This window comes from Actinoplanes sp. G11-F43, from assembly GCF_050589265.1.
In the GTDB taxonomy this organism is placed as follows: domain Bacteria; phylum Actinomycetota; class Actinomycetes; order Mycobacteriales; family Micromonosporaceae; genus Actinoplanes.
This window is the reverse complement of record NZ_JBNZCE010000023.1, coordinates 158369-184806: the sequence shown is the minus strand read 5'-3', so window position 1 is coordinate 184806 and position 26438 is coordinate 158369. Positions and strand designations below refer to the sequence as shown.

Sequence of the window (26438 nt, the reverse complement as noted above, 5' to 3'; positions counted from 1 at the left end):
CGACAGGTGTCGCGGGCGGCCCGGGGAGCCCGGCTGTCTCAGGACCGGTGGGCCTGGATGCCGGCCTTGTAGGCGGCCGGCGCGTTCGGGCCGATCGGGTTGGTGCTCAGCGCCGAGCGGATGTAGGGGTTGGGCTCGTCGAAGTAGGACTCGAAGGCGAGGTCACCGGCGTTGGCGGCGAAGAAGCCGAGGTAGTCCTGGATGTAGAGCGGATTGTCGCCACCGGCGTTGCCGCTCCACTGGCAGCCGGTGGTGTTGCAGGCGACACCCCACTCCGCGACGGCGAACTTCTTGCCGTTGGCCTTGGCGTAGGCGAGTGACTCACCCAGCAGGTCGCGCAGGTGGACCTGGCGGTTGGTGGCGTTGATCGCCGGCGGCCACGAATCGTAGGAGTCGATGGCGTACACGTCGACGTGGTTCTTCACCGCCTGGAACACCGCGCGGCTGCAGTTGCTGCAGGTCTGGTCGCCGCCCTTGTTCGGGTTCCAGACGATCCGCAGGTTCGGCTGCACGGCCTTCATCCACGTGACGGCCTGGATGAACGACGCCTGCCACGCGGTCCGGTTGGCGTCGGTGAGCTTCCAGTGCCAGGCCGGCAGGTTCATCTCCCAGCCGAGCCGGACGTAGGCGTTCGCGTCCTGCCGGGCGATGACGTTGGCGAGGTTCTGCCACTGCGCCTGGGTGCCGGTGTTGCTGACGCTGTTGCTGCCCGGCCACAGCGGGACCGTCATCACCAGGTCGTCGCGGGCCGGGACGAAGCCCGCCGGCAGACCGGCCCGGATCCAGTTCTCGTCCGACACGGTGGACCAGTTGTCACGCGGCGGGAACAGCGTCACGTTGTCCACCGGCGCACCCCGGAACTGCTCGAACTGGGTGACCCGCTGGGTCGTCTGATCCTGCGGGTTGACGCCCGAGCTCCACGGCAGGCCGCTGGCCCGGCCGGCCGGCTGGGAACCGCCGTCGACCACCGCCTTGTCGAATCCGATGGACCGGCCACCGGCCGACGCCGGGTTCTTCCGGTTGGTGTGGGTCAGCACGAGGATGTGGGTGCCCTCCTCGAGCACCGGCGACGTCCACACGTTGGTGGTCGTGGCGCTGGTCTGGGGCGCGTAGTAGTCCACGTCCGCCGGGGCGCCGCCGTCGATGGTGGCGGTGGCGATGTAGCCCCACGGCTCCTTCATCCCGAACAGCGAGACCTGCTTGCCGGTGAACTCGATGATCGCCGTGGCGCCGGGCGTGCTCGCCCACTTGAAACTGCCGTCGGCCGCCTTGTCGCAGTTGCCGGAACAGTCCCCCCACCCGGACGAGTACTTCACCGTACCGGTGTCCTCGATGGTCGCCGGCGCCGCCACCGCCGGGCCGGCCGGACCGGTCACGGCCACCCCGGTGCCGGCCAGCAGCCCCGCGAGCGCCAGGCTCATGAACCTTGATCTGCGCACTTTTTACCCCTCGTACCTGGAATCGCCTACCGCACGGAACCTACGGACGGGTCGCACAGCGCCCGCACATTGCGCGTACACCGATGGGTGGATCAGCCGACCCGTTGCAGCCACACCCCCGCCGCGTCCTCCCGCAGCACCGCGACCACCCGGCCGTCGCCGCTCAGCGCGCCCCACCTCGCCGGGACCCCGATCTCGGTGGTGGTGCCGGCACTCACCACGGTGAAGCCGCTGCCGCCGCCGGCCGCCGCCGACTCGTGGTAGACCAGCGCCACCCCGCCGTCCGCACTGAGCTGCGGCACCAGCCACGTCACCTGACCGGGCGTGGTCCGCAGCACGATGTCGGCCGCGGTGGGCGTTCCGGCGCGGCCGGTCCGCACGTACGGGCCCATGGTGTACGTGCCGGTGCTGCCGACCGTGCCGAAGAAGCCCGCGGTCCGGGCGGCGTCGGCGGAGATCGTGCTCACCTCGTACCCGGCGGAATCGGTGGACTGCGGTGTCATCTCCTTCCAGTTGCCGGTGGCGGCGTCGTACAGATAGTTGGTCAGGAACCCGTTCTCGGCCTGCTCGGCGTAGACGACGTAGCGCCCGGTCCCGGAGATCGCGAACCGCTTGCCGTCCTTGGCGTACGGCCCGGAGGTGCAGGGGTACTCCGCCCAGCACCGGCTCACCCGGGTGGTGGTGGCCGCACCGACCGTCCGGCGCCACAACGCGCCGCGCAGCGTGCCGGCCTCCTGCGTGTGGATCAGCAGGGTCGTGCCGTCGGCACTGAGTTCCTGCCGGATGGGACGCACCGACCGGTCGGCCGGCGTCGCGTCCCGGACCGTCCCCCGGGCCAGGTCCGCGACCAGGATCCGGCCGGTGTCGCCGGCACCGACGAGATACGACACGACGGTGCCGGAGCTGTCCATCGACGGGTTGCCGGCCGGCACCGGGGTACGCCCGTCGGTGTCCCGGCTGACCAGGATGATCTCCCCGGTGAGCAGATCGTGCCGGACCAGGTAGCTGCTGCCGGTGGCGCCGATGAGGTCGGCCGGGGCGAGCACGCTGGTCGGCCGGAGCGGGTAGACGACGTAGCGCCCGCTGAACGACAGGGCCGGTTCGCTGGAGTGCAGCCGGGTCATGCCGGAGTCGGCGGCGGTGATGTCGACCGGCCGCGACTCGATCGGCAGGAAGCTGTCGTCGCGCGGTGACACCTGCGACGCGGGCGAACCGGGCTGGCTGACACCCTTGGCGTTCGTCGCCCGTACGTGGATCAGATAGCCGGTCCCGGGCGACAGGTGGGTGAGCAGCGCGGTCCTCGTCGCGGCCGGCACGCTCACCGTCGTGGTCGGCGGCAGCGTGGTGAGGGTGTAGCCGGTGATCGCCGACCCGTTGTCGGGACCCGGCTGCCAGCTCACCTTCGCGGAGAAGGCGCCGGGAACCGCGGTGACGTCGCGGGGCGCGTCCGGAACCCGGCCGCCGACGGTGACGACGACGGTGGACTCCATCGGCGGGCGCGGGGCGTGCGGGTCGCCGGGGCTGCTCGCCTTGATCGTGGCGGATCCCTCCTGCGGGGAGGTGAAGACCCCGTTCTGGTCGATGCGGCCGGGCCCGCCGTCGACCGACCACTCGATCGGGATGTCGTCGGGCCAGCCGACCACCGTGACGCCGAGGTCGAGCGGGACGTTCACCGACGTCCGGGGCGTCTTCGGCGTGATGGCGATGCCGGAGTACGGGCCGGCCGCCTGGGCCACCGTGAGGAACAGGTTGACGATGTTCGGGCTGGAGAACTCCAGTTTGACGCCGAGGATGCGCCGTGAGGTCAGCTCCGCGTTGACGCGCAGGCCGACCCGCGCCTCCCACCAGGGATCCTGGGTGGTGTCGGCGAAGAAGCGCACGTACGGGGTGAAGAGCACGCTCGGTCCGGCCGCGCCGTAGAAGAACAGTGTCATCGACACCGGCGACTCGACCTCGGCGTTGGCGTCGCCGAACGCGTTGATGGTGGCCTTCGGCGAGCCGTCCGACCAGTTCGTCGCCGACGGGGTCACCCGGGTGCCGTCGATCTTCATGCCGACGGAGAAGGAGCGGTCGAAGGCGAACGAGAAGCTGTACCCACCACCGGCGGAGATCTTGGCGACCGCCTCGACGGCGAACTCGGGGCACATCACCACCGGCACGATGCCGATCGGGACGGTCACGCAGGTGCCGCGGATCGTGCCCAGCTTGCGGCGCCAGTCCAGCAGGTTGGCCGAATACCCGACCTTGGCCTGGATCTGGCTCTCGGTCTTCGCGCCCAGGGTGAACTCGCCGGCCGGTCCGACCGGGAACCGGTAGTCGAGCCGGCCGTCGTACTTCGGTGTGATCTTGGTCTGCATCTCGGTCCGGGCGCCATGCCCGGCGGAGTCCTGCTGTGGTGCGAACGCGTACTCCAGCACCAGCGCGCCGTCCCGGATGCCGATGTCGGGGGTCCCGATCTTCACCGGTGGCGCGCCTTCGGCCAGCGTGCGGCCCTCGATGGTGGGAGCGGCCAGCCGGGCGCCGGGCGCCGTGGGGGTGAACGACACGACGTCGTTCGTGGTGAGCCGGCCGTCGACGGACAGGCCACCGGCGGTGAACGCCTCGTCGAGTCCGGCCTCGGTGGTGCCGACCACGAACCGCCCGGACCGTGACAACGCGCTGGCGACCCGGCCGTAGAAGCCCTTCGGGGTGACCGGGTTCGCGGTCAGGATCAGCAGCGTGCCGGCTTTGAGGGCCGACACCTGGGCGGTGGGCTGTTCGAAGGTGAGCGTGCCGTCCTGCTGTGCGGTGCGCAACGTCGCGATCGACGCGACCGACAGCACGACGGGGGTGGCCTTCATCGTCACCTGGGGCGTGACCGGGTCGGAGGCGGCGCTCGCCGGGCCGGTTCCGGCGGCGTTGACCGCCTTCACCGTGACCGTGTACGCCGTCGTCGCGCCGAGTCCGGTCAGGACCGCCGTGGTGGCCGCCGCGCCGACGGTGGCCGTGGCGCCGCCCGGCGACGCGGTGACGGTGTACCCGGTGATCGTGCTGGTGCCGACGTCGGCGGGCGCGTTCCAGGCGACGGTGAGCTGCCCGGCGCCGGTCGCCGACACCCGCAGGTCGGTCGGGGCGGCGGGCGCCCGGGAGGCCGACGGCGTGGCGGTCACCTGGGTGGCGGGCCCCTCGCCGGCGCTGTTGCTCGCCGTGACGGACAGCGTGGTCGCGGTGCCGTTGGCCAGGCCGGTGACCGAGGCGACCGTCGTCCCGGCCGGGACCCGGACCACCTGGCCGCCGGGACTCGCCCGGACGGTGTAGCCGGTGATCGTCGCGCCGCCGTCGGGCGGTGCCACCCATTGCACGTCGGCCCGCTGGTTCAAGGCGACGACCGAGGTGACCATGGGGCTCAGGGGCAGCCGCCCGGGTTCCGGAACGACGGTGGCGGAGGGCGCCGAGGGCGGGCCGGCACCGTTGCCGTTACGGGCGGTGACGGTGATGCGGTAGGCCGTGCCGTTGCTCAGGCCCGGCAGGATCGCCCGGGTCACGTCGCCGCCGGCCTCGGCCGACGCCCCGCCCGGCGTCGCCTCCAGCAGATAGCCGGTGACCGTGCCCGCCCCGGCCGGTGGCGGGCTCCAGATCACCTCGGCCTCACCGTCGCGGGCCAGCACCTCGGTGACGAACGGCGGGCCGGGCGGCGCGGGCGCCGACGGGGTGACCGCGGCGGAGGGCGCCGAGGCGGGCGAGGTGCCGGCCGCGTTGGTGGCGGTCACCGAGAAGGTGTACGCGGTCCCGTTCGCCAGGCCGGGCACCGCCACGCTGGTGCTGTCGCCCGTGGTCGTCGCAGTGGCGCCGCCGGGAGAGGCGGTCACCGTGTATCGCGTGACCGCCGCACCCCCGTCGGTCGCGGGCGGGTCCCAGGAGACCGTCGCCGTCCCCGCGTCGGCTGCCGCGCGTACCGTGCCGGGTGCGCCGGGTGCGGTCGCCGTCCGGTAGTAGCCGACGATGTCGCCCAGCAGCCGCACCGGGTCGCCGGAGTTGAAGATGGAGATCCTGCCGCCGTCGCCGACCCGGCTGACCTGGAGGGTCGGCCAGCTCCCGCCGGGCCGGTAGGACAGCTGCCGGGCCACCGGCCGGTCGGTGCCGGTGGCCCGGACGCTGAGCGCGCCCGCCTTGGTGGCCTGGTTCGCGGTCAGGTTGAACACCACCGCGGCCACACCGCCGGCCGGAACCCCGCCGACCCCCGCGACGGTGTAGTCGTTCGTGCTGTCTTTCGCCACCGTCTCCCCGGCGATGAACCGGGTCGCCGGGACCGCGACGTAACTCGACCCGACGGCGGTGCCGGCGGGTTTCTGGTAGTACCCGACGATGTCGATGGTCATCGTGGCGGCCCGGGTGCTGTGCACCAGGAACGTGCCGTCGGCGCCCAGCTGCGCGTGCACCAGGTTGGTGTGGTTGGGGGTGCTGCCGAACGTCACGTCCACGGTGGCAGGTGTGGCGACGTCGCTCGAGTGGACCGTGGCCGTCCCGTCGGCCGTCGCGGTCATCGTCAGATGCGCGAGGACCCCGGTGACGTCGGTGGTGGGGATGCCGCCGATCCCCAGCGGGGCCACCGGCGCGGCCACCTTGGCCTTGACCGGCACCGCGCTCACGATCCGGGCCGGCGCCAGCGGTACGAACGTCGAGCCCGCCCCCCGGTCCGCGCCCGCGGTGAAGTATCCGACGACGTCGACGTCCAGTCCCACCGCGGCGGCCGTGCCACCGTTGTAGGCGGCCACCGTGCCGTCCGCGCCGAGTGCCGTGACGACCTGGTTGGTGGCGGTCACGCCCGCCTGATAGTTGAGATGCGAGGCGGCCGGGCGGTTCGCGCCGCTGGGATGGACCACCAGCCAGCCGCTGCCGTCACTGGTCGCCGACAGCTGGAAGGCCACCGCCGAGACCCCGGTGAGCGGTACGCCGGCCTTGCCCAGCGGGCTGATCGTGGCGCTCTTGGCCACGGCGGCCTTGACCCCGGTCATGATCCGGACTGGGGTGACCGGCACGAACTGCCCCGCCGCGGGCTGCAGAGCCGCCGGCGCGGGAGCCGGTGACGGCACCAGGACGAGGGCGGTCACCACCAGACAGGACAGAAACGCGGAACACCATCGTCGGATCACGGCCCGACGGTAGGGAGGACGTGTACATCCACGGCACATTGCGCGCCCGCCGGTCCGCGGGACCATCCGGGCCGTACCGGTGGTCTCGCGGCCGGCACCGTGGGCCGTGCGACAGGGCAGGTCGACCGGGCGCAGCACCCGGTCGCCCTCGTCGATGTCGAAGCGGTTCAGCGCGGGTTGCGGTCGGCGTCGATCAGCGGGATCCGCTGGTGCCGGCGCGGCCCGCCCTCATGGCGAGCGTCCTTTCCGGTACGGGTGGCGGCTTCGGCGCCGCCACCCGTACCCGCGGCCCGCGCCGTGGATGCGCTCAGCTGGTGAGGATTCCGCGGAGCAGACTCCGGCCCGAGTGGGTGGCGTCGCCGTCGTAGGCCTCGTCGCTGACGTCGACCAGCCGGAACCGGTTCAGATCGGTGCCCGGCGGCACCGGCAGCACCACCTCCGCACCGGCGCTGAGGTTGCCCAGCGCGATCATCTTGGTCAGATCGTCCGGGTCGATCAGCCACACCTGGTGGAAACCGGTGGTCAGCGGCAGGTTGCGCACGTCCAGCCGCAGCCGCCCGCCGTCCAGCACCAGGGCGTCCCCGCCGGCCGCCGCCGGAACCGTGGGCAGCGGGGCCAGCGTCGCCCGCGCGGTCACCTGCGCGGGCGCGGACCGGTTCACCGCGACCGTGCCGGCCACCGCCAGCACGGCGGCGGCCGCCGCGGCGATCACCGGTGTCAGCCACCGTGGCCGCCGGCGCCGATGTGCGGTCAGATCAACGACCGGAGCTTGCGGTACGACCGGGGCGATGCCCGCCTCGATCGCCTGCCAGATCCGGTCCGGTGGCGGCGGAAGGTCGTGCAGGCCGTGCGTCTGCGCGCCGATCGCGGCGACGTCGCGCAACGCGGTCAGTTCGTGCCGGCAGCCGGCACAGTGCTCCAGGTGATCCGCCTCGACCGAGTCCTCATGGTCCTCAGAGAGCGCGAGTAGGACCAGCCGATCGGGATCCAGATGCTGCACCGTCCACCTCCCAACGGCGTCGTAGGTTGGCCATTCCACGCCGGATATGGCTCTTGACCGTACCGAGCGGCAGCCCGGTGGCCGCCGCTATCTGCGGATGCGTGAGATCGTCGAAGAACGCCATCTCCAGCGTGCGCCGCTGCTCGTCGGGCAGCCGCCCGAGTTCGTCGGCGACGACCAGCCGGTCGACGATCCGTTCGGGTGTCTCCCCATCCGTGCCGGGCGGCGGTTGCTCCCGCACCGACTCGACCACCCGGTCCTCGCGCACCGCCGCCCGGATCCGGTCGACGGCCTTGCGCCGGGCGATGCCCAGCAGCCAGCTCAGCATCGATCCGCGCCGCGGATCGAAGCCGTCGCGCCCGTTCCACGCCGCCACGAACGTCACCTGGGTGATGTCCTCGGCGTCGGCCCGGTTGCCCAGCAGCCGCTGCGCCAGGTACAGCACGGCAGCACCGTGCCGGTCGTACGCCACCCGCAGCGCCTTCTCGTCACCGTCGCGTAACCGCTGGGCGAGCTCGTCATCGGAACCCATCGACCCCCCTTCCTTCCCTAGGCCTCTCTTTCCTTCGTCGCGGAGGGCGCCGATGGATGCACGAGATTGCTCACATCCGCGGCCCGCATCCGCCGGCCGGCTCCACGGCGAAGGACCGGGCACAGCCGACGAGATCCACCGGCGTCACCACGAAGGAGTCAGCATGCGCATCATGTCCCCGCTCCGCACGGCCGCGGCCGGCACGGTCACCCTGATCGCTCTGGGCGCCACCGGCGCGCTCGGTGGTTCCCCGGCCGCGGCGGCGGCGAACGCGAAGGTCACCGTCGTGCACGGCATCCCCGGCCAGCCGGTCGACGTGTGGGTGGACGGGAAGAAGACGGTCCCGGACTTCCAGCCGGGCAAGACGGCCGGACCGCTGAGCCTGCCGGCCGGCGAGTACGACATCGCCCTGACCAAGCCCGGTGATCCGATCGGCGACGCGCTGCTGACGGTGGACGACGCCGCGGTGCCGGGCGGCGCGAACGTCAGCCTGGTGGCCCATCTCGGCACGGACGGCGAGCCGGTGCTCACCCCGTTCGTCAACGACACCGGCAAGGTGGGCGCGGGCAAGGCCCGCCTGATCGTCCGGCACACCGCGGCGGCGCCCGCGGTGGACGTCCGCGCCGGTGGCCGGCCGGTCTTCGAGGACCTGACCAACCCGAAGGAGGCGAAGGCCGACGTGGACGCCGGAACCGTCGCCGCCGACGTGGTGCTGGCCGGCACCGATGACCGGGTGCTCGGCCCGGCCGACCTCGACCTGGCCGAGGGCACCGCGACCATCGTGTACGCGATCGGGTCCGCCGACGACGACACCCTCGATCTGGTGACGCAGAGCATCGAGGGCCTGCACTCGGCGCCCGGCGGTGTGCCCGGCGGCGACGGTGGCAGGGCCGATCAGAACCACCCCGTCACCTGGTACGGCATCGGGGCGGCCGGGATCCTGCTCGCCCTGTTCGGCATCACCCGCCTGGTGGCCGGGCGGCGATGAGTGCCGTACCCCGCCTGCTCGTGGTGGCCACCGGCCTCGCCCTGACCGGCGGGGCCGCGGTGGCCGTCGTGGGCTCCGCGCCGGAGGCCGACTTCGTGGTCACCACCGTGGCGTCACCGCCGGTCAGCGTGCCGCCGTCGGTGACCGCGACGGCACCGGCCGCTCAACAGGCGCCGGCCCGGCTCCGGATTCCCGCCCTGCGGGTGGACGCGCCGGTCCGGGCCGTGGGAGTCGACGACCGGACCGGTGAGGTCGCGATCCCCGCCGACGTGGCGTCGGTCGGCTGGTACCGGTTCGGGCCGGGCTTCGCCGCCACCGGCGGTTCGATCGTGATCGCCGGTCACGTGGACAGCGCGGATCAGGGCGAGGGCGCCTTCTTCCGGCTCGGCTCGCTGGCCGAGGGAGACACCGTGACGTTGACCGGGCCGGGTGGGCGGACCCGGGCGTTCGCGGTGGTGGCCCGCGAACGGTACCGCAAGACGGCGATCCCGCTGGACCGCTACTTCGCCCGGGACGGCGCCCCACGGCTCACCCTGATCACCTGCGGCGGACCGTTCGACACCGCCACCCGGCACTACCGGGACAACGTCGTGATCACAGCGGCCGAGGCTCTCGGGTCACCGAAGGCGGTGGACCCGGCTACTCTCGGCAGTCGAGAGTAGATCGTCGATGTATGGGGGGCGGCCGTGACATCCGAGACGCCGCACGCCACCACCGCCTGAGCACGGAGGACGCATGCCTGACACCGCCGACCCGACCTGGCCACACGACGGTCTGGACACCACTGTCGACAACGCCTCGCCCGCGGCCGGCAGGCCGGCGTCGCCGTGGACCACCGGCCCCTCCCCCGCGGCCGTCTCCTCCCCGGCGGTCATCAGGAGCTCGCCGTCGCCGGCCGGTGGGGCGCCGCCGGCCGGCGGGCCGCACCGCGCCGAACCACCGCCCACGCTCGACGACCTGCTCGCCGACCGGCCGGCCCCACCGACCGGCCCGGCCAGGACCGGCTGGCGGGCGGCGGTCGGCCGGGTCACCGGCGGCCTCATCACCCCCGGCCCCGGGCCGGCCGAACTGAGCCACCGCCTCGCCGTCCAGTCCGTGCAGCGCAGCCTGCGCGGCCCCAAGACGGTGGTCGTCGTCAACCCCAAGGGCGGCGCCCACAAGACGACCGCCACCCTGCTGCTGGCCGCCACCTTCGGCGTCCACCGTGGCGGTTATGTCCTGGCCTGGGACAACAACGAGACCCGGGGCACGCTCGGCTGGCGCGCCACCCCGGCCCGGCACACCAACACCGCCGTCGACCTGCTCGGCGACCTGGACCGCTTCAACGACCGCAGCTCCCGGGTCGGCGACCTCGACAACTACGTGCGCAGCCAGGGCGACGCCCAGTTCGACGTGCTGGCCAGCGACGAGGACGCCGCCGGCGCCGCCAGCATCGACGCCGACGCCTTCCGCCAGATGCACCGCACCCTCAGCCGCTTCTACCGCATCCTGTGCATCGACACCGGCAACAACATGCGGGCCTCCAACTGGCGCGCCTCCATCGAGACCGCCGACCAGCTCGTCATCGTCTCCACCATCCGTGAGGACACCTCACAGAGCGCCGCCTGGCTGGCCGACGCACTGCGCGCCACCGGCCACGAAGCCCTGGTGGAGAACGCCGTCACGGTCCTGGCCGCACCCACCCGCACCCCCGACACGGCACTGCGCGACCGGCTGCACCGGCACTTCGGCAAACTGACCCGGGCCGTCCTCGACGTGCCGCACGATCCCGCCCTGGTCGCCGGCGGGCCGGTCGCCTACGACGCTCTCAGCCCCGCCAGCCGCTCCGCCTGGCTGCGGGTGACCGCCGCCGTCGCCGACGGGCTCTGAACCCGCCGGGCGGCCGGCCGGACCGGCTCAGCGGCCCGGGTGCAGGCCGAGCGAGCCGGGTGTCGGCGCGCCCTGTACCTCCCCGAAGTACAGCGCGAAGGTCTGCTTCCAGCGCTCGACCTCGGCCCGGTCGGCCATGAAACGCGGGAACCCGCTCAGGTTGGCGTTCGGATACCGCCAGATCGGCCGGAGCCCGGCGGGTGGGCGGACGTCGGTGCGCACCGACCAGCCGTTGAACGTGTTCTCCTGGACGGCCCGGGAGATCTGCCAGTTCAGGTAGAGCTTCGCGGCGGCGACGTGGCGGGCGCCGGCCAGGATGGCGGCCCGCTGCGCCCACGCCATGAAGGGATGACCGTCGGCCACCGCCCAGCGCACGGGCGCGGTCGGTGCGGCCGTCAGGGAGCCGGCGCCGCCGATGCCGATCGCCTTCTCCTTGCTCGCGACGGCGGCGCCGGGGCTGTGGCTGCCCCGGGCGAACCGCACCTGCTGCGCGGCGAGCTTCGCCACCCACTCCCAGCCGTACGCCTGGACGTAGAGCCGGTAGAGGTACAGCACGGCGTCGTCGTCGTGCGGGTAGGCCGAGGCGATCGCGCCCTTCCAGCGTGGGTCGACCAGGTCGCGCGGGGATGCCGGGGCGTTGCTGAGGGCCGCGTCGTACAGGTAGCTGAAGCCGATCAGCGAGATGCCGGTCCACGCTCCGTCCGGGTCCCGGAAGGCCGGGTACAACGCGGAGAAGCCCGCCGGCTTGTACGGCCGCAGGACGCCCGCCTCCTTCCACCGGACGAAGTCCTGGACGGTCTGCAACTGCACCACGTCGGGGACCAGGGTCTTGGTGGCGATCTGGTTGTCGACCCGTACATCATGATATTTGCTGTAATCGACCACGATGGTGAGCTTCATCGCGGGGAAGGCGGACAGGAACGCCTGCTGCGTGAACTGCTGCTGATCCGGGGTGTCTCCCCCGGCATAGACGATCAGCTCGCCGCCCTCGCGCAGCGCGTCGGCGTACAACTCGTCGAGCGAACGACGCTCCTCGGTGGCGCCCTTCGACGACTTGCCGGGTGCGGCCCACCCGGCCGAGCCCATCGTCGCCCCGACCGCGACGCCCGCGCCCGCGCCGAGCACCCGGCGTCTGCTGAAGCTGGTCATCACATCGTTCCCTTCTGATCTTGTCGACGACCGCAACTGTGCCGGTCACCGGGGCCGAGCCGCGTCACGGCTACGACTGAACCCGGATTCAACCTTTCGATGGACACCGCGCCGGTATGGTTATCGTGGTGCCGACGATCTTCGGAGAATGGGGAGGCCGGCATGCACGCCGAACGCCTGTTGCACGCGGCCTTCTTCCTCATCGCGCGTTCCAGCCCGGCGCCGTCGTGGTCGACCTGGCCGCCGCGCCGATCGCCGTCGTCTGGGCGACCGCCGCGCTGTACCGCGGTCAGATGCGCGACGCCGAACTGCGCCAGAACCTGATCGACCAGCTCCGCGGCGCCCGCGAGGAACTGGCCCGCCGGCAGCACCAGGCCGGTGTCCTCAGCGAGCGGGCCCGCCTGGCCCGGGAGATCCACGACACGCTGGCACAGGATCTCGCCGCGCACCGCACCCTGTTGCAGGCCGCCGACCGGGACTGGCCGGCGTTCCCCGAGCGGGCGCGCGGCCGGATGCTCAGCGTCACCGAGTCACTCGGTGACAACCTGACCCAGGTACGCCGCATGATCGCTGATCTGACCCCGTACGAGCTGGAGGATCGTGACCTGGTGTCGGCTCTGGATCTGCTGTGCGAGCGCGAGCGGGCCCGCGGCACCGCGGCCGAGGTCGAGTTCGAGGCGATCGGCGATCCACCGGTGCTGGGGCCACCGGAGACCGCGACGCTGCTGCGTATCGCCCAGGGCGCGCTCGCGAACGTCCGGGAACACGCCCACGCCCGCCACGTCCGGATCACCCTGCAACACCGCGACGGCGAAGTCGCGCTCCGGGTCAGCGACGACGGCAGCGGCTTCACCATGCCCGGCTCCACCGGCGAGCCGGCACGCGGGTACGGATTGGCGGGCATGCGGCAGCGGCTCCGGTCACACGGTGGCGAGCTGAGCGTCGAAAGCACGCTCGGCGGCGGCACCGTGCTGACCGGACGTCTGCCCGCGACGAGACTCGCCGTCGCCGGATGATCCGGCTGCTGCTCGTCGACGACCACCGGATGTTCCGGGCCGGCCTGCGAGCGTTGCTCGAGAGCGAGACGGACCTGGAGATCGTCGGCGAGACCGGGGACGGCGCCGACGCGGTCCGGCTGGCCGCCACGTCGTCGGCCGACGTGGTGCTGATGGACCTGCGCCTGGCCGACGGCGGGGTCGACGGGGTCGAGGCCACCCGCCTGATCACGGTGGGTTCCGGCACTCCCGTGGTGATGCTCACCAGCTACAGCACGCAATCCGACGTACTGCGGGCGATGCAGGCCGGAGCACGTGGCTACGCCCTCAAGGCCGGCGAACCGGAGGAGCTGTTCCGGATGGTCCGCGCGGCCGCCCGCGGTGAGGTGAGCCTCGGTCCCACCGCGGCGGCGCACATGCTGAGCCACCTCATCGATCCGGAGTCGGCGCTCAGCCGCCGTGAGGTGGAGGTGATGCGGTTGGTGGCCCGGGGGCTGAGCAACCGGGCGATCGCCGAGGCCTTGTTCCTGTCCGAGGCCACGGTCAAGACCCACCTGGTGCGTACGTACCGCAAGCTCGGTGCCGACAATCGCGCCGCGGCGGTGACCGAGGCGGTCCGGCGCGGACTCATCGATCCGGGCTGACCGTCCTCGGGTCCGCCCTCCGCCGGGAGCAACCGGGCCGCAACCGGGCGGGCAACCGGTTCGAACCCCGGCCCGGAAAGCATGGGACACCCCTAGCTGAGGAGCCGTTCATGCGGATGCGCCGTACCGCGGTCGCCGTTGCCGTCGCCGTCTCGGTCGTTGTCCCGGCCGTCACCACCGGTGTGGTCGCGTACGCCCAGACGAGTTCGTCGTTCGCCGCGGCACAGCTGTCGGCGGCCAGGAAGCCGACCGCTAAGCCGACCACGAGTCCGGCCAAGAAGGTGAAGGTGACGTTCTCGGCGACCGGCACGGTGACAGCGGTCGACGCGGCGGCCGGCACGGTCACCATCGCTGCCAGGAGCGGCACGAAGGACGTCAAGGGAAAGACCGTCACCGTCAGCGTGCCGTCGAGCGTGCGGATCCTGCTCAACGGCCGGAAGGCCGAGGTGGGCGCGCTGGCCGCCGGGCACCGGATCACGGTGACCGGCACCAGGGTCGACTCCGTCTACACCGCCGGCAAGGTGCAGGCCACGGGTAAGGGCAGGCCGGCACCGACACCGAGCGCCCCGGCCACGCCCACCACGCCGCCGGCACCCGGCCCGTCGGTGCCGCCGACCACCACCCCGTCAGCGACGCCGGCCGAGTCCGGCGGCCCGGAGACCGGCGAGACTCCGGAACGCTGAGTCGGACGCGCACCGCCGGCAGGGCCGTCGGACTCCGCGGAGGCGGGCCGTCCGGTCCTGCGCAGGCGCCGCGACTCCTGGAAAGGTGGTCCTCGAACGACAGCCAGCGAGGAGACCACCATGAACGAGCACACCGCACCGGCCACGCAGAACGACCGCTGCCCGGCCTGCCACGGCCTCGGCGAGGGCTGCACCGCGACCGTCTGCCACGGTCTCGACTCGGACTGAGCCGGCAACCGGCCCCATGGCCCCGGGCCGTAAGGGGATCGTAAGCCGTCCCCGTCTTGTGGCCGACGGGCCCGACCGTTTGACTGGGACCCGTGATTCGCCTCGTCAGCAGACCCGTCGTCCTGATCGTCGTCGCGGTGCTCGGCATCGGTGGTGCGGGTGCGCTCTACTGGTTCCAGCCGTGGCGGCTCCTCACCGACACGGTGGTGACCGACGCCCTGTCCACTGTGCCGTCGGCCGGACCGCGGCCGACCGGTTCCGCCGCCCCGGTCGTCAAGGACCCGGTGGTGGTCGCGGCCGGCGACTTCATCACCCACGAGCACGACACCAGCGGCTCCGTCCGGATGGTGCGCAATCCCGACGGCAGCCACCAGCTGGAGATCGCCGGCCTGCGGACCAGCGACGGTCCCGATCTTCGGGTGTGGCTGTCCGACCAGCGGGTCCGCGAGGGTGTCGCCGGCTGGAGGGTCTTCGACGACGGCGAGTTCGCCGAACTCGGCAGGCTCAAAGGCAACCACGGTGACCAGGTGTACCGGCTGGACGCCGAGGTGGATCCGGCGGCGTTCCGCAGCGTCAGTATCTGGTGCAAGCGGTTCGCCGTCTCGTTCGGCGCCGCCGAGTTGACCGCCACCTGATCCCCGCGCGCACAATCGGGGAATGACGGATGTGGCGCGTTCGTGGGCTCTGGCCGGTGCCTGCACGGCCTTCGTGGCGATCCCGAACCTCGGGGCGCTGTTCGGCGCGGGTGAGCAGACCGAGCGGTACGACACCGCGGTCACCCCGCCGGACTACGCGTTCGCGGTGTGGGCGCCGATCTTCGCCGGGTGTGTGGCGTCCACGGTGGGCCAGTGCCGGGACGGCGGGCGCCACGGCCCGACCGCCCGGCTGGTGGGCTGGCCGCTGGCCGGGGCCTACCTGGTGAACGCGGCGTGGTCGCTGGCCGCACAGACCGGGCGGTTCGCCGCCACGCCCTATCTGCTGCCGGTCGCCGCCGGGCTGGCCGGTGTCGCGCACCGGCGGCTGCAGGACGCGCCGCCCGAGCCGGGGCTGCTCGCGGTCACCCCGGTCAGCACCGGCCTGCTGCTGGGCTGGACCACGCTGGCGAGCGCGGTCAACGTCGTCGCCGCGCGCGCCGACCGGGACCGGCCGGCCGTGGTGACCGCGGCCACCGGTGGCCTGCTCGCGGTGGCCGCTGTCGTGTCGGCGGTGGTGGCACGCAGCCGCCGGGGCGGCCCGGCGGTGGCGCTGGCGTCGGCGTGGGGGCTGGGCACGCTCGCGGGCTCCCGGCGGCGTGCTGCGACCGTACGGACGGCGGCTGCTCTCGGTGTGACGGCGATCGTCGCCGCGGCGGGACGGCGGCGGGGGCGCGCGCCGGCCGTTTGATGAGCCCTCTGCCGGGTACCGGCCGACCATGACCACACCCCACGCGGTGATCTCCGGGGCGAGCATCGCCGGGCTGTCCGCCGCGTTCTGGCTACGGCGCACCGGTTGGGACGTGACCGTCATCGAGCGGGCGCCGGCCTTCCGTGACGGCGGCCAGAACGTGGACGTCCGCGGCGTCGCCCGCGAAGTCCTGCGGCGGATGGGCCTGTTCGACCAGGTCAAGGCGCTGCACACCACCGAGACCGGGACCGTGCTGGTCGACCCGGACGGAAAGGTCCGGGCCGCCCTCCCGTCGGCCGGCCCGGACGGCGCCACCGCCGAGCTGGAGGTTCTCCGAGGCGACCTCGCCCGGACGATCCTCGACGCCCTTCCCGCCCTCGCCAGCGTCTACGGCGACACCATCGCCGAGGTCACCGACGGCCCCGAGGACATCACCGTCACCAGTACGAACGGCCGCGTCCTGCGCGCCGACCTGCTGGTCGTCGCCGAAGGCGTCGGCTCCACCACCCGCGACCGGCTGTTCGGCTCCACGGTCGAGCGCCGTGAACTGGACATCACCATGGTCTTCGGGACCATCCCGCGCACCCCCACCGACGACAGCCGCTGGCGCTGGTGCAACCTCGTGGGCGGCCGCCAGATCCACCTGCGGCCGGACAACCGGGGCACCAGCCGGGCGATCCTGTCCTACTCCCCCGGCGACGATCTCACCGGCATGGACCGGGCCACCGCCCTCCGCCGGGTCCGGGACCGGTACGCCGGCGCCGGCTGGGAGGCACCCCGCGTCCTGGACGGCTTCGACACCTCCGACGACGTCTACATCGACTACCTGACCCAGATCCGGATGCCCGCCTGGCACCGGGGCCGGGTGGTCCTGGCCGGCGACGCCGCCTGGTGCGTGACACCCATCGGCGGCGGAGGCGCTTCCCTGGCCTTGACCAGCGGGTACGTGCTGGCCACCTATCTGGCCCGGCACCCCGGAGACCCGCGGACGGCACTCACTGAGTACGAGAGATGGATGCGCCCGCTGGTCGACGACGTCCAGCGGCTCCCACCCGGGATCCAGCACTTCGCCTACCCGCAGACACAGCTGGGCCTGACCGTACGCGGCGTCTTCGACAAGGCCCTCACCGCACCGGTCCTGGCCCCGCTGACCGCCAGGCTCACCCGGGTGGCCGACACCACCCGGACGCTGCCCGAACCACCACCGCGCACGCGCGTCTGACAGCCGATTCCGGGACCCCGGGGCGGCCGGGGCTCAGGTCACCCGCCAGGTCGACAGGAGATCCCCGTACGGATCGTCGACGGTGTGGGGGTGCTCGCCGAAGAGCATGGTGGTGCGGGTGGGCGGAAGGTAGCGCGGCCAGCCCGGGTCGAGGTCGCGGACGAAGCAGACCCACGCCGTGTGCATGACGGCCGCGACCGCCGGGGAGGCGCTGTCGCCGACCAGCAGGGCCGCGTCCGGGGAGTCCAGCGTGTCGAACGTGAACGCCAGGTCCACCGCGTGCGCGGCGCCCAGCAGACCGCCCGCCGCCGTGGAGCGCAGGTCGAACCGGTACATCCAGGTCGGCGCGGTCGCCGCGCGGGCCTCGGCCAGCCGAAGCGCCGGGATCCGGTAGAACGAGTCGGTCAGCACTCTGGCCAGCACGTCACCCGGCGAGTCGCCCGGCTGGGGGCGCGGTGCGACGCCGTGCGCCTCCGAGGTGGCCCGCACCTCCGCCGCACCGATGGCCGCGAGCGCGCCGGAGGTCACCAGCGGCAGCCGGGCCTCCTCTTCGGTGGTGCCGGTCAGCAGCGGCACCCGGTGGCCGGCGCCGTCCGCGATCGCCGCCTGCGGGTCGCGGGGCAGCACGTCCCCGTCGACGACCGGCGCGAACGGCAGCGAGGTGAGTGCCAGGCGGCCCCATCCGTCCCGGTCGGACGACGCCTGGATCCGCTGTGTCACCGCTTCGGACGCGGCGAGCACCCGGCCGGGCGGGACCGCGGCGATCGCCTCCCGGGAGAGCGGCACACCCAGTTCGGCGGCGAGCGCGGCGGCCACCTTCGCGCCGGTCGGCGCGTCCAGGGTGTTCCAGGCGGCGCCGCTCTGGGTGATGGCTGCCCGGAACAGCCCGGCGGCCCGCGGCACCGCCAGCAGTGTGGCGACACTCATCGCGCCGGCCGACTGCCCGGCGACCGTGACCCGGGCCGGGTCGCCGCCGAACGCCGCGATGTCGTCCCGCACCCACTCCAGCGCGGCGATCTGGTCGAGCAGGCCCAGGTTGCCGGTGCCGTCCGGCAGGTGCAGGAAACCTTCGGCCTGGAGACGGTAGTTGATGGTCACGCACACCACGCCGTCCCGGGCGAAGGCGGATCCACGGTACGCCCCGACCGCGCCGGACCCGCTGGTGAAACCGCCGCCGTGCAGCCAGACCAGCACCGGCAGGCCGCCCGCGCCCGGGTCCGGGGTCCACACGTTCAGGTTGAGGCAGTCGTCGCCGGCGATCACCGGCTCGATCAGGTACGGCCGCAGCGGCGCCGGATACTCGCTCTTCGGCACGGTCGGCCCATACGCGGTCGCGTCCCGCACCCCGTCCCACGGAGCGGCGGGCCGGGGCGGGCGCATCCGGTCCGCCCCGAACGGGGGCGCCGCGTAGGGGATGCCGAGGTAGGCGGGCACTCCATGATCGAGTGTGCCGCGCAGCCGTCCACTACGTACGCGTACTTCGGGAACTGATCGATCTGCCATGATCCGACCGTAACGGCAGGCTCTCGTCTCGATTTCCCGGGCGACGGGAACAGATGAGCCGGATCGGTGACCGCTCCCGTCCGGGCACGGGGATCGCCGCCGCGCGTACCCGGACAGGGGTGCCCACCGTTTTCCCGCCCGGTCAGCGGTGGTAACTGCCGATGACGTGAGTGAAGATGCGCGATCTACAGTTCACCGTATGCCCAGCACATACGTCTATCGGCTGTTGAAGACCTCCTGGGGTGTGTGGATCTCCCTCACCGCCGACGCGCGGCCACCGGGGACCCGTGATCCGCGGGCCGTCGACGTCGGTTCCGGGGTGACCCTGGTCGACGGCACGCCCGGCGCGACGCTGGACTCGGGCACGCTCGCCATGCTCGCGCTGGGGCTCACGTCGGTGGTGAAGGAGATCACGCCCACCGAGATCGTGGTGCTGGAACTGCGCTACAACGACTGCGATTTCCAGGCGGAGGGCCTCGCGGCGGCGGCCTCCGGCTGGGCGACGGCACATTTCGGGCTCCCGCCCCGGGAGATCCCGGCGAGGTTCGACCGGGCGAACAACCGCTACGTCTTCGACCTGCCGGGGCTGCCCTGACTCACGGCAGGATCTCGCCGAACGCGGCGGCGACCATGGCGGTCACCCGGCGGCCGCCGGCCCGGTAGAGAGTGGGCAGATGCCGCATCTGCGGACCGGCGTAGGCGAACCCGTCGGTATCGAGGACAGCCATCGCCTCACCGTCACGAAGAACCACCCAGAAGCGCCCGTCGTCCAGCCGGCGCTCCCCCTGCACGGGGAATCGGTCGAGGCTGCTCGGGGGCGCGTGCGAGCTGGCGCCCACGTTCCGGGCGTCCCACCGCGCCCGGTCGTTCACGGTGATCTCCATGATCCGGGCGATCGCGCGAAAGGTCAGCACGGCCGGAGTGGACGCCGGCGCCCGTTCCGGCGAACCGAGCCGAGCCGCCTCCTCGACCCGCCCGACGATCTCCCCCGGATCCTCGAACGCGACCAGCTCGGCGACGGCGACGCCGAAGGGCTCCGACAGTTCGTGCACGTGGATGCTGCCGCCACGGTTGATGTCGATCAGGGCCTCTCCCCCGCGGACCAGTCGAAGGCAGTCGTAGAAGCCGTCCATCGGGTGCGCCTCGACGAGACCCAGTTCTGGATGCCGACGAAACAGTTGACTGGCCAGCCACCACGATTGGGCGTGCAGGAACCGGTGCGCCACCATGGCGGTGATCATAGGGCGCCCGCGTCGGCTGCCAGCGGTCCCGCCACAAGGAGGTCAGTCGATCGGGGACTGGCCGGAAAGTCGCGGACCTGCAGCCGGCGATTTCGGTTATGGGTCAACTAGTCGCGTGCCCTACAGTGGGGGCATGTCGTATTCGCCGATCAGGCTCATGGACGCCCACGATATCCGGATGCTGCTGGGTGGGGTGAGCCGTCAGCGGGCCTATCACATCACCGGGCGGTCGGATTTTCCCCAGCCCGTCGCCGATCTGGCGCAGGGCAGGATCTGGCTCACCCGCGATGTCGAGATCTGGTTCGACACCCGCCGCCGGCACACTCAGCCGGGGCTCAAAAATCAATTGCGGACCCTTTGACGGTACGAGTTTCGGGGCCCTGGAAATCGGTTCGCCCTGTCCGGTCCGCGCGAGGTGGGTGGCACACCGGACCGTTCGGCGGGCGCCGGGCGAATGCGGTGGCGGNCACCGCACGGTCAGAGCAGCGTGAACTCGACGATGGTCACGTTGCCGGCCCGGTCGTACACCGCAAGCTTGTTGGGTCCTTGAATCGCACCGAACACGCCGGGCTTGACGAAGTTCAGATCGGACCACTTGTTGTCGGTCAGATCCTTCACCTTGCCGTTGAGGACGGCCTTGTCGATCAGCCCCTCGTCGAACAGTTTGAAACTGACCTCACGATAGGGCTCCCGCGCACCGTCCTTGACCGTCACCGTGGGTGCTGTGGTGTCGCTCGGCTTCCGGACCAGACCGGCGATGGCGTCCGCGAGCGCCGTGGTGCTCGCGGCGACCCGGGCCGGGGAGGCGTCGGCGAGTGCCGCCTTGGCCGCTTCGAGCGCGGGCAGCAGCGGACGCCAGCTGGCCGGCGTGTAGCTCAGGCTGTCCAGCCCGTTCGCCCGCTCGACGAGCGCCTCCAGCTCACCGGTCGGCACGGTCACCGTCACCGGACACTGGACGTACTCGTCGCCCGCGCCGTGGGTGAACAGCAGCGAGGTGGTCCCGCTGTCACCCGCCGTCAGGTCCACGGTGACCCGGCCGTCGTCGTCCACCTTCGGGGTGCCGACGCTGACCACCGCATCGTCGAGTGCGATGACCGACACCTGGGCACGAGGCGAGATCGAGGCGGCGGCGAGGGTCTTCTTCTCCCCCGGCGCCAGCCGGAGCGGCGTGGTGGCGCAGGTGAGCGTGTGCCCGCCGTACACCTCGAATTCGAAGATCGACATCCCGTACTTGGTGGCCGGCAACCCGATCACCCGCACGTGCCGGACCGGGGCGGGAGCGAAGTCGATCACGTTTTTCAGCTCGTCCGACGACTTGCGCACGTGCGCCAGTTCGGTCCAGGTAGAGCCGTCGGCCGATCCTTCCACCCGGAAGTCGTTCGAGGTGGCCGCCTCCCAGGTGACGACCGCCTGGTTGACGGTCCGCACCGAGCCCAGGTCCACCTGGAACCAGCGCTTGGTGGTGTACGGCGCGTCCTGCCGCAGCGACGCCCACCGGGTGGTCGGGTTGCCGTCGACGGCGTTGACCCCGCCGAGGGTCGCGTTGTAGACCGAGTCGACGGTGACCGGCCGGCGCAGCGCCAGATTCTCCCGCCCGGTCGACGCGGCCGGAGCGTCGGTGACCCGGTCGTCGCCGAACACCTCGAACTCCCAGAGCGAGACGGCGTACTGGGTGGTGCTGCGCTGCACCGCCTGCATCCGCACGAAACGCGCGGTCCCGTCGACTCTGATCAGGTCGACGCCACCGTCGGAGGAGGTGGCGGCGGTGGAGGTGTCCCGCCAGTCCCGCCCGTCGTCGGAGAGCTGGATCCGGTACTGCTTGGCGTACGACGCCTCCCACCACAGCCGCACGGTCCGGACCGGCTGCACCGAGCCCAGGTCCACCTGCACCCAGGCGTTGTCGGCGTTGTTGCCGATCCACCGGGTGTCCATGCTGCCGTCGGTGACGTTGCCCGCACCACTGCCGGAGCCGGACGCGGTGGCCGCCCGCCCGAGGGCCTGGTTGACACTGGTCTCGGTGGTGAGTTCCCGCACGGCGTATCCGGAGCCGGCCACCATCAGCACCCGGACGTAGGCGGCCGGGGTCGGTGCGATGCCGAGTTCCACCCGCCCGCCGGTCCCGTCCGGGACGTGGCTGCGGTCGGTCCAGGACCTGCCGTCCATCGAGGTCTGCACCAGGTAGCGCGTCGCGTGCCGGGCGCCCCAGTCGATGGTGACCTTGGTGAGCAGGGAGCCGGGTTCGAGCTCCTTACGCAGCCAGGCGGTCCCGTCACCCTCGGCACGCCACTCGGTCGCGGTGTCACCGTCGCCGGCGAGCGCGGCGTCACCACTGGACGCCGTGTACGCGGAGCGTCCACCCGGGGCCAGGCCGACGGTCACGGTCCGGCCGAGATCCGCGCCGGAGCCGAGCGCCACGGCCGCGTACCCGCTGGTGTTCGGTCCGTGCAGTCCGACGTGCACGACGAGCCCGGGCCGGCTGGGGTTGGCGACGCTGGCCCGCGGGGTGTCGCCGGATTCGTCGAGCATCACGATCGCGGGCTGGCTGACCTCGAGGGTCCGCCCGGAGCCGAGGTCGAGCCGTCCGCCCTGGTAGAAGGTGGCCATGGTGCGCTTCAGCCCGGCGTGCCGGACCGCCTGGATCGTGTCGTCGTTGCGCAGCACCTCGACGGCGGGGCGGGCCGCGTACGCCTTGACCTGCTCGGCCTTCTTGGCGGGCAGAACGATGTACTGGTAGGTGGCGTCGGCTGGTTTCACCCCGTGGTCGAAGTGCAGGGTGAAGGCGTCCCGGCTGACGGCGTCCTGCCCGATCCAGTTGCCGGTCTGCGCCTTGTCGGACACGGTCAGGTGCTGGCCGACCGGAAAGACATAACCGACTTCATCGTTGTACGCCCACGAAGGGCTGTCGACGACACGGGTGCCGGACACCGGTGAACCGTCGACCGTGGCGTTGTCCTTCGCCACCACCTGGTTGACCGTGGTGTGGACGGCCGCCGCCGAGTCGGAGCTGATGCCGGCGCCGAGCGCGACCATCTCGTCGTCGAAGTAGTAGTAGCTCTTGCCACCCTTGGTCGCGGCCCGGTCCAGGGAGTGGACGCTGGCGCCGTACCTGCCGTCGGAGACGCCTCCGGTGAAGCTGCCGCCGTTGCCGGTGGAGCCACGGGTCTGCTCCTTGACGTACGGCGCGGTGGTTCCGGGGTAGTGGAACCAGTCGAAGGCCGGGCCGAGGTCCAGATATTCGCGGTTGGTGACCTGGATCGCGGTGGCGCCGGCGCTGTTCCAGACGATCTCGTTGCCGATCTCGGGCCGGAAGGTGGACCGGTATTCACTGCCGACGGTCTTGCTGGAGTTCAGCCGGGTGACGATGCCGTAGCCGTCGCGCAGGTGCGAGCTGAGTTCGGAGCGCCAGAAGTACTTGTTGCCGGTCACCCCGTTGGTGCGGGTGGTGCCGCGGACGCTGTCGAGCAGGGCGCGGTACGACGTGGCGTACAGCGGATCGGTGCGGACCATCTTGGTCAGCGGCTCGATGAACTCGGCGGCGTGGCTGGTGACGCCCTCGATGGTCTGCGGCGGACGGTAGTTGAGGTAGAGCATGCCGACCTCACCGCGGATCATCCAGCGGGTGCCGCTGACGATGTAGAACGCGATGGTGTCGAGATGGTCGCGGCTGAGGGCGTAGGCGGTGCCGCGGGCGGCGTCGGCCCAGAGCGCCACGTTGGTGAACAGGGCCATGCCGTAGCCCTCGCTGTAGAGCTGCGCGCCGTGGGCCCAGAAGCTGGCGTCCGGCTGGACGGCCTCGCGGACGGTCCCGGAGTGGTCGACGGCGACGGTCTGGACCATGGTGTCGAAGCCGGCCCGGATGTCGTCGGCGTTCTTGGTGGCGAGGGCTTCGAACAGGTAGTTGGTGGTGCGCCAGGCCCCGTTCGCACCGACCGGGTCACGTTTGCCGGTGTTGTGCTTGAGGGTGACGGCGAGGGCTTCGGGGCTGAGTTCGTCGCCGACGAAGGTGGAGATGCGGCCCATCGCGATGGACTCGCCGATCTCGGTCTCCCACCAGTTGGTGTTGCCGGGGTCGGCGGTGTCCCAGTAGGTCAGGGCCCGGCCGAGCGCGGTCAGCAGCTCACGCTTCTGATAGCCGGGGGCGGACGGTTCGCGGTAGGCCTGGGCCATCGCGACCATCCGGTACAGGGCGATGTACGCCGACCAGGTAGCCCCGTTGGCCGAGCTGGTCCGGTCGGCGTAGTTCACGTCGGCCCAGGACCCGTCGGCACGCAACGTGGCGACGTAGTCGAGGGCTTCGGACGTACGGCCCAGGTAGATGCCGTTGGCGATTTTGACCTGGTCGCCCTGGGCCAGGTAGTACTCCTGCAACCGGGAGTTGATCGTCGCGACGCTCTCCTCATGGGACGGGGAGGGCGCGGCGAGAGCAGGCGTAGGGCCGATGAGCAGCAGACTCAGGGCTATCGCGACGATACGTCTCACGCTCTCTCCTCACGGTGCAGTTCGGCGACGCCGATCCGGGAGTCGGCCATGCCGTAGAAGACGAAGGTGCGGCCGTCGATCTCTTCGATCGCGGTGGGGAAGACGACGTTGCCGAGCGTGCCCTGCAGTTCCTCGTCGGTCTCCGGGACGAGCAGCGGTTCCGGGGTCCGGGTCAGCACCCGTCCGGGGTCGGCCGGGTCGAGGAGCATGGCCCCGGCGGTGTAGCGGGCGCCGTACGCCAGTTCGAAGCCTTTGACGTTCGCCCCGGTGACGCCGTGGTGCAGCACGAGCCAGCCCTCGGGCACGCGCAGCGGTGCCGGCCCGCCACCGATCTTGGACTCCTCGTACGGCATCTCCGGCGCGGCCAGCAGCTTCGACCCGTGCACGACGGTGAGCGCCGACAGGTCCCGCTGCGCCTTCTCCAGGTCGACGTAGCCGATCCAGATCGCCGGGCGGACGTCGTCGATGCCGGCCGGCGCCGGGGCCCCCTCCCCCGGGCGCAGCCAGTCCAGGTCCCACATCGGCCGGTGCAGCAGGGCGAGGGCGGGCCGGCCGTCGGGGCCGGGGACGGCTTCCGGGAAGAAGACGATGTCCTTGTTGGCGAACAGGTTGAGGTCGGTGCCGAGTTCGGGCTGGTAGGTGAACCGGACCGGGCCGAGGCGGCGCCAGGTGACGGTGTCCGGGGAGACGGCGAGGGCGGGGCGGGGGCCGAGTGGCCCGTACGCGATGTAGGTCATCACGTGGATGCCGAGCGGTTCGACGAAGGTGATCCGCGGGTCTTCGACGCCGGCGTTCTGCCGGCCGCGTTCCCAGCCCTCGTCGGGGGCCAGCACCACGCCGAGACGTTCGACGTCGACCGGGACGCCGTCCTCGACGATGATGCGGGCCCGGCCGATGCGGGACACGTTGTGCTCGGCGACGAGGCGGGGGTAGAGGTAGAGGTGCCCGTCCGGGCCCCGGGCGGTGCCGGGGTTCAGCACACCCTCGACTTCCAGGGGGTTGCCCGGTTCGGGGCTCATGATGGTGCCGATCCGGCTCAGCCGGTACGGGATGGTGAGGTCGTTCGCCTGGATCATTACCTAGCCTTGAGGGGTCTGGTCAGCCTTTGATGGCCGAGCCGAGGTTCGCCGAGGTGAAGTAGCGCTGGAAGGTCAGGAACAGCACGACGGCCGGGATCGCGAGGACGCAGGCGCCGGCCAGGACGGCGCCCATCGGGTTGGCCTCGAAGGTCGAGTTGGCCTGGGAGAAGTTCGCCAGGCTCACCGCCAGCGGCTGCATCTCGGCGTCCTTGGTGATCAGGAACGGCCAGAGGAACTCGTTCCACGGGCCGATGAAGGTCACCAGCATCGCGGTGAGGACCGCCGGGCGCACCAGCGGGACCGCGATGGACACCAGGATCCGCAGCTCACCGGCGCCGTCGATGCGGGCGGCGTCGAAGACGTCCTTGGGGATCTGCAGGAAGTACTGCCGGAAGATCAGGACGGCCACCGAGTTGACGGCGAACGGCAGGATCATCCCGAGGTAGCTGTCGGCCAGGTGGAAGTAGCGGACCACCATGACGTACAGCGGCACCATCAGCAGCTGGAACGGGATCGCCTGGACCAGCAGGACCAGCGCGAAGACCAGGCCCCGGCCGCGGAAGGAGAGCACGGCGAGGGCGTAGCCGACGAGCAGGCCGAGCACGAGGGTGCAGCCGACCACCCCGGCCGTCATGATCAGCGAGTTGACCAGGGCGCCGACCAGGTCGATGGACTCGTTGACGCCGCGCAGGTTGTCCAGGGTCAGGTTGCCGGGCAGCGGCAGCAGGCCCAGGACGCTGGTGTCGCGTTCCTTCTGCAGCGCGCCGATGATCATGTAGTAGAACGGCACCAGCGCGAGGAACGCCCCGACGGCCAGGACCACGAAACGCAGCGCGGTGAGCGGGCCGCCCCGCCGGCGGGTGGTGGGCATG

General features: G+C 71.9%; 21 protein-coding genes. 11 read left to right on the top strand and 10 right to left on the bottom strand.

Features of this window, described 5'->3' with window-relative positions; genetic code table 11:
* Positions 1 to 38: 38 nt before the first annotated feature.
* The 4 genes from ACQ0O7_RS26495 to ACQ0O7_RS26480 form a co-directional block, all read right to left on the bottom strand.
* Positions 39 to 1421: a hypothetical protein gene (locus ACQ0O7_RS26495; protein WP_430785399.1), complete on the bottom strand. Its 1383-nt coding sequence runs from the start codon at positions 1419 to 1421 to the stop codon at positions 39 to 41.
* A gap of 110 nt (positions 1422 to 1531) precedes the next feature.
* Entirely contained in the window at positions 1532 to 6571 is a 5040-nt protein-coding gene (locus ACQ0O7_RS26490) for a fibronectin type III domain-containing protein (protein ID WP_430785397.1), read from the bottom strand.
* A gap of 307 nt (positions 6572 to 6878) precedes the next feature.
* Complete coding sequence (locus ACQ0O7_RS26485; RefSeq protein WP_430785395.1) at positions 6879 to 7571, bottom strand: anti-sigma factor; 693 nt, start codon at positions 7569 to 7571, stop codon at positions 6879 to 6881.
* Complete coding sequence (locus ACQ0O7_RS26480) at positions 7525 to 8103, bottom strand: RNA polymerase sigma factor (RefSeq protein WP_430785393.1); 579 nt, start codon at positions 8101 to 8103, stop codon at positions 7525 to 7527. Before ACQ0O7_RS26480 ends, ACQ0O7_RS26485 begins: the two co-directional genes overlap by 47 nt.
* A gap of 163 nt (positions 8104 to 8266) precedes the next feature.
* Here ACQ0O7_RS26480 and ACQ0O7_RS26475 point away from each other — a divergent pair, with 163 nt between their 5' ends.
* From ACQ0O7_RS26475 to ACQ0O7_RS26465, 3 genes are all read left to right on the top strand, one after another.
* The gene (locus ACQ0O7_RS26475) at positions 8267 to 9091 is read left to right on the top strand and encodes a DUF4397 domain-containing protein (protein ID WP_430785391.1); all 825 of its coding nucleotides are present in this window, start codon (positions 8267 to 8269) and stop codon (positions 9089 to 9091) included.
* Entirely contained in the window at positions 9088 to 9753 is a 666-nt protein-coding gene (locus tag ACQ0O7_RS26470; protein ID WP_430785389.1) for a class F sortase, read from the top strand. Before ACQ0O7_RS26475 ends, ACQ0O7_RS26470 begins: the two co-directional genes overlap by 4 nt.
* 73 nt (positions 9754 to 9826) lie before the next feature.
* Complete coding sequence (locus ACQ0O7_RS26465) at positions 9827 to 10960, top strand: MinD/ParA family ATP-binding protein (RefSeq protein WP_430785387.1); 1134 nt, start codon at positions 9827 to 9829, stop codon at positions 10958 to 10960.
* Positions 10961 to 10987: 27 nt separating this feature from the next.
* Here ACQ0O7_RS26465 and ACQ0O7_RS26460 read toward each other — a convergent pair whose 3' ends face one another.
* Positions 10988 to 12109 (bottom strand): ABC transporter substrate-binding protein, encoded by a 1122-nt coding sequence (locus ACQ0O7_RS26460; protein ID WP_430785385.1) that lies wholly within the window; start codon positions 12107 to 12109, stop codon positions 10988 to 10990.
* Positions 12110 to 12336: 227 nt separating this feature from the next.
* On the opposite strand from ACQ0O7_RS26460, the gene ACQ0O7_RS26455 reads away from it, so the two are divergent.
* From ACQ0O7_RS26455 to ACQ0O7_RS26430, 6 genes are all read left to right on the top strand, one after another.
* On the top strand, positions 12337 to 13125 hold the full coding sequence (locus tag ACQ0O7_RS26455; RefSeq protein ID WP_430785383.1) for a sensor histidine kinase: 789 nt from the start codon (positions 12337 to 12339) through the stop codon (positions 13123 to 13125).
* The gene (locus ACQ0O7_RS26450; protein WP_430785381.1) at positions 13122 to 13748 is read left to right on the top strand and encodes a response regulator; all 627 of its coding nucleotides are present in this window, start codon (positions 13122 to 13124) and stop codon (positions 13746 to 13748) included. The genes ACQ0O7_RS26455 and ACQ0O7_RS26450 overlap by 4 nt, the downstream gene beginning before the upstream one ends.
* A gap of 110 nt (positions 13749 to 13858) precedes the next feature.
* Positions 13859 to 14431: a hypothetical protein gene (locus ACQ0O7_RS26445; RefSeq protein WP_430785379.1), complete on the top strand. Its 573-nt coding sequence runs from the start codon at positions 13859 to 13861 to the stop codon at positions 14429 to 14431.
* Between the two features lie 320 nt (positions 14432 to 14751).
* Complete coding sequence (locus ACQ0O7_RS26440) at positions 14752 to 15294, top strand: DM13 domain-containing protein (protein WP_430785377.1); 543 nt, start codon at positions 14752 to 14754, stop codon at positions 15292 to 15294.
* 22 nt (positions 15295 to 15316) lie between these two features.
* The gene (locus ACQ0O7_RS26435) at positions 15317 to 16042 is read left to right on the top strand and encodes a hypothetical protein (protein ID WP_430785375.1); all 726 of its coding nucleotides are present in this window, start codon (positions 15317 to 15319) and stop codon (positions 16040 to 16042) included.
* 28 nt (positions 16043 to 16070) lie between these two features.
* Complete coding sequence (locus ACQ0O7_RS26430; RefSeq protein ID WP_430785373.1) at positions 16071 to 17264, top strand: FAD-dependent monooxygenase; 1194 nt, start codon at positions 16071 to 16073, stop codon at positions 17262 to 17264.
* Between the two features lie 33 nt (positions 17265 to 17297).
* Here ACQ0O7_RS26430 and ACQ0O7_RS26425 read toward each other — a convergent pair whose 3' ends face one another.
* Entirely contained in the window at positions 17298 to 18767 is a 1470-nt protein-coding gene (locus tag ACQ0O7_RS26425) for a carboxylesterase/lipase family protein (RefSeq protein ID WP_430785371.1), read from the bottom strand.
* A gap of 199 nt (positions 18768 to 18966) precedes the next feature.
* On the opposite strand from ACQ0O7_RS26425, the gene ACQ0O7_RS26420 reads away from it, so the two are divergent.
* Positions 18967 to 19362 carry a hypothetical protein gene (locus ACQ0O7_RS26420; RefSeq protein ID WP_430785369.1) on the top strand — a complete coding sequence of 132 codons (396 nt, stop codon included), beginning with the start codon at positions 18967 to 18969 and terminating at the stop codon, positions 19360 to 19362.
* Between the two features lies 1 nt (position 19363).
* On the opposite strand, the gene ACQ0O7_RS26415 is transcribed toward ACQ0O7_RS26420, so the two are convergent.
* A complete protein-coding gene (locus ACQ0O7_RS26415; RefSeq protein ID WP_430785367.1) occupies positions 19364 to 19996 on the bottom strand; it encodes a hypothetical protein in 633 nt (210 codons plus the stop codon).
* Positions 19997 to 20141: 145 nt separating this feature from the next.
* Between ACQ0O7_RS26415 and ACQ0O7_RS26410 the strand changes: the two genes are divergently transcribed.
* Positions 20142 to 20369, top strand: a complete 228-nt coding sequence (locus tag ACQ0O7_RS26410) for a DNA-binding protein (RefSeq protein WP_430785365.1) — start codon at positions 20142 to 20144, stop codon at positions 20367 to 20369.
* Positions 20370 to 20485: 116 nt separating this feature from the next.
* Here the strand turns inward: ACQ0O7_RS26410 and ACQ0O7_RS26405 are convergent, their stop codons facing one another.
* The 3 genes from ACQ0O7_RS26405 to ACQ0O7_RS26395 are packed head-to-tail and all read right to left on the bottom strand — an operon-like array spanning position 20486 to position 26437.
* The gene (locus ACQ0O7_RS26405) at positions 20486 to 24487 is read right to left on the bottom strand and encodes a discoidin domain-containing protein (protein ID WP_430785363.1); all 4002 of its coding nucleotides are present in this window, start codon (positions 24485 to 24487) and stop codon (positions 20486 to 20488) included.
* A complete protein-coding gene (locus ACQ0O7_RS26400; RefSeq protein ID WP_430785361.1) occupies positions 24484 to 25563 on the bottom strand; it encodes a glycoside hydrolase family 130 protein in 1080 nt (359 codons plus the stop codon). Before ACQ0O7_RS26400 ends, ACQ0O7_RS26405 begins: the two co-directional genes overlap by 4 nt.
* A gap of 22 nt (positions 25564 to 25585) precedes the next feature.
* On the bottom strand, positions 25586 to 26437 hold the full coding sequence (locus tag ACQ0O7_RS26395; RefSeq protein WP_430785359.1) for a carbohydrate ABC transporter permease: 852 nt from the start codon (positions 26435 to 26437) through the stop codon (positions 25586 to 25588).
* Position 26438: the final 1 nt, after the last annotated feature.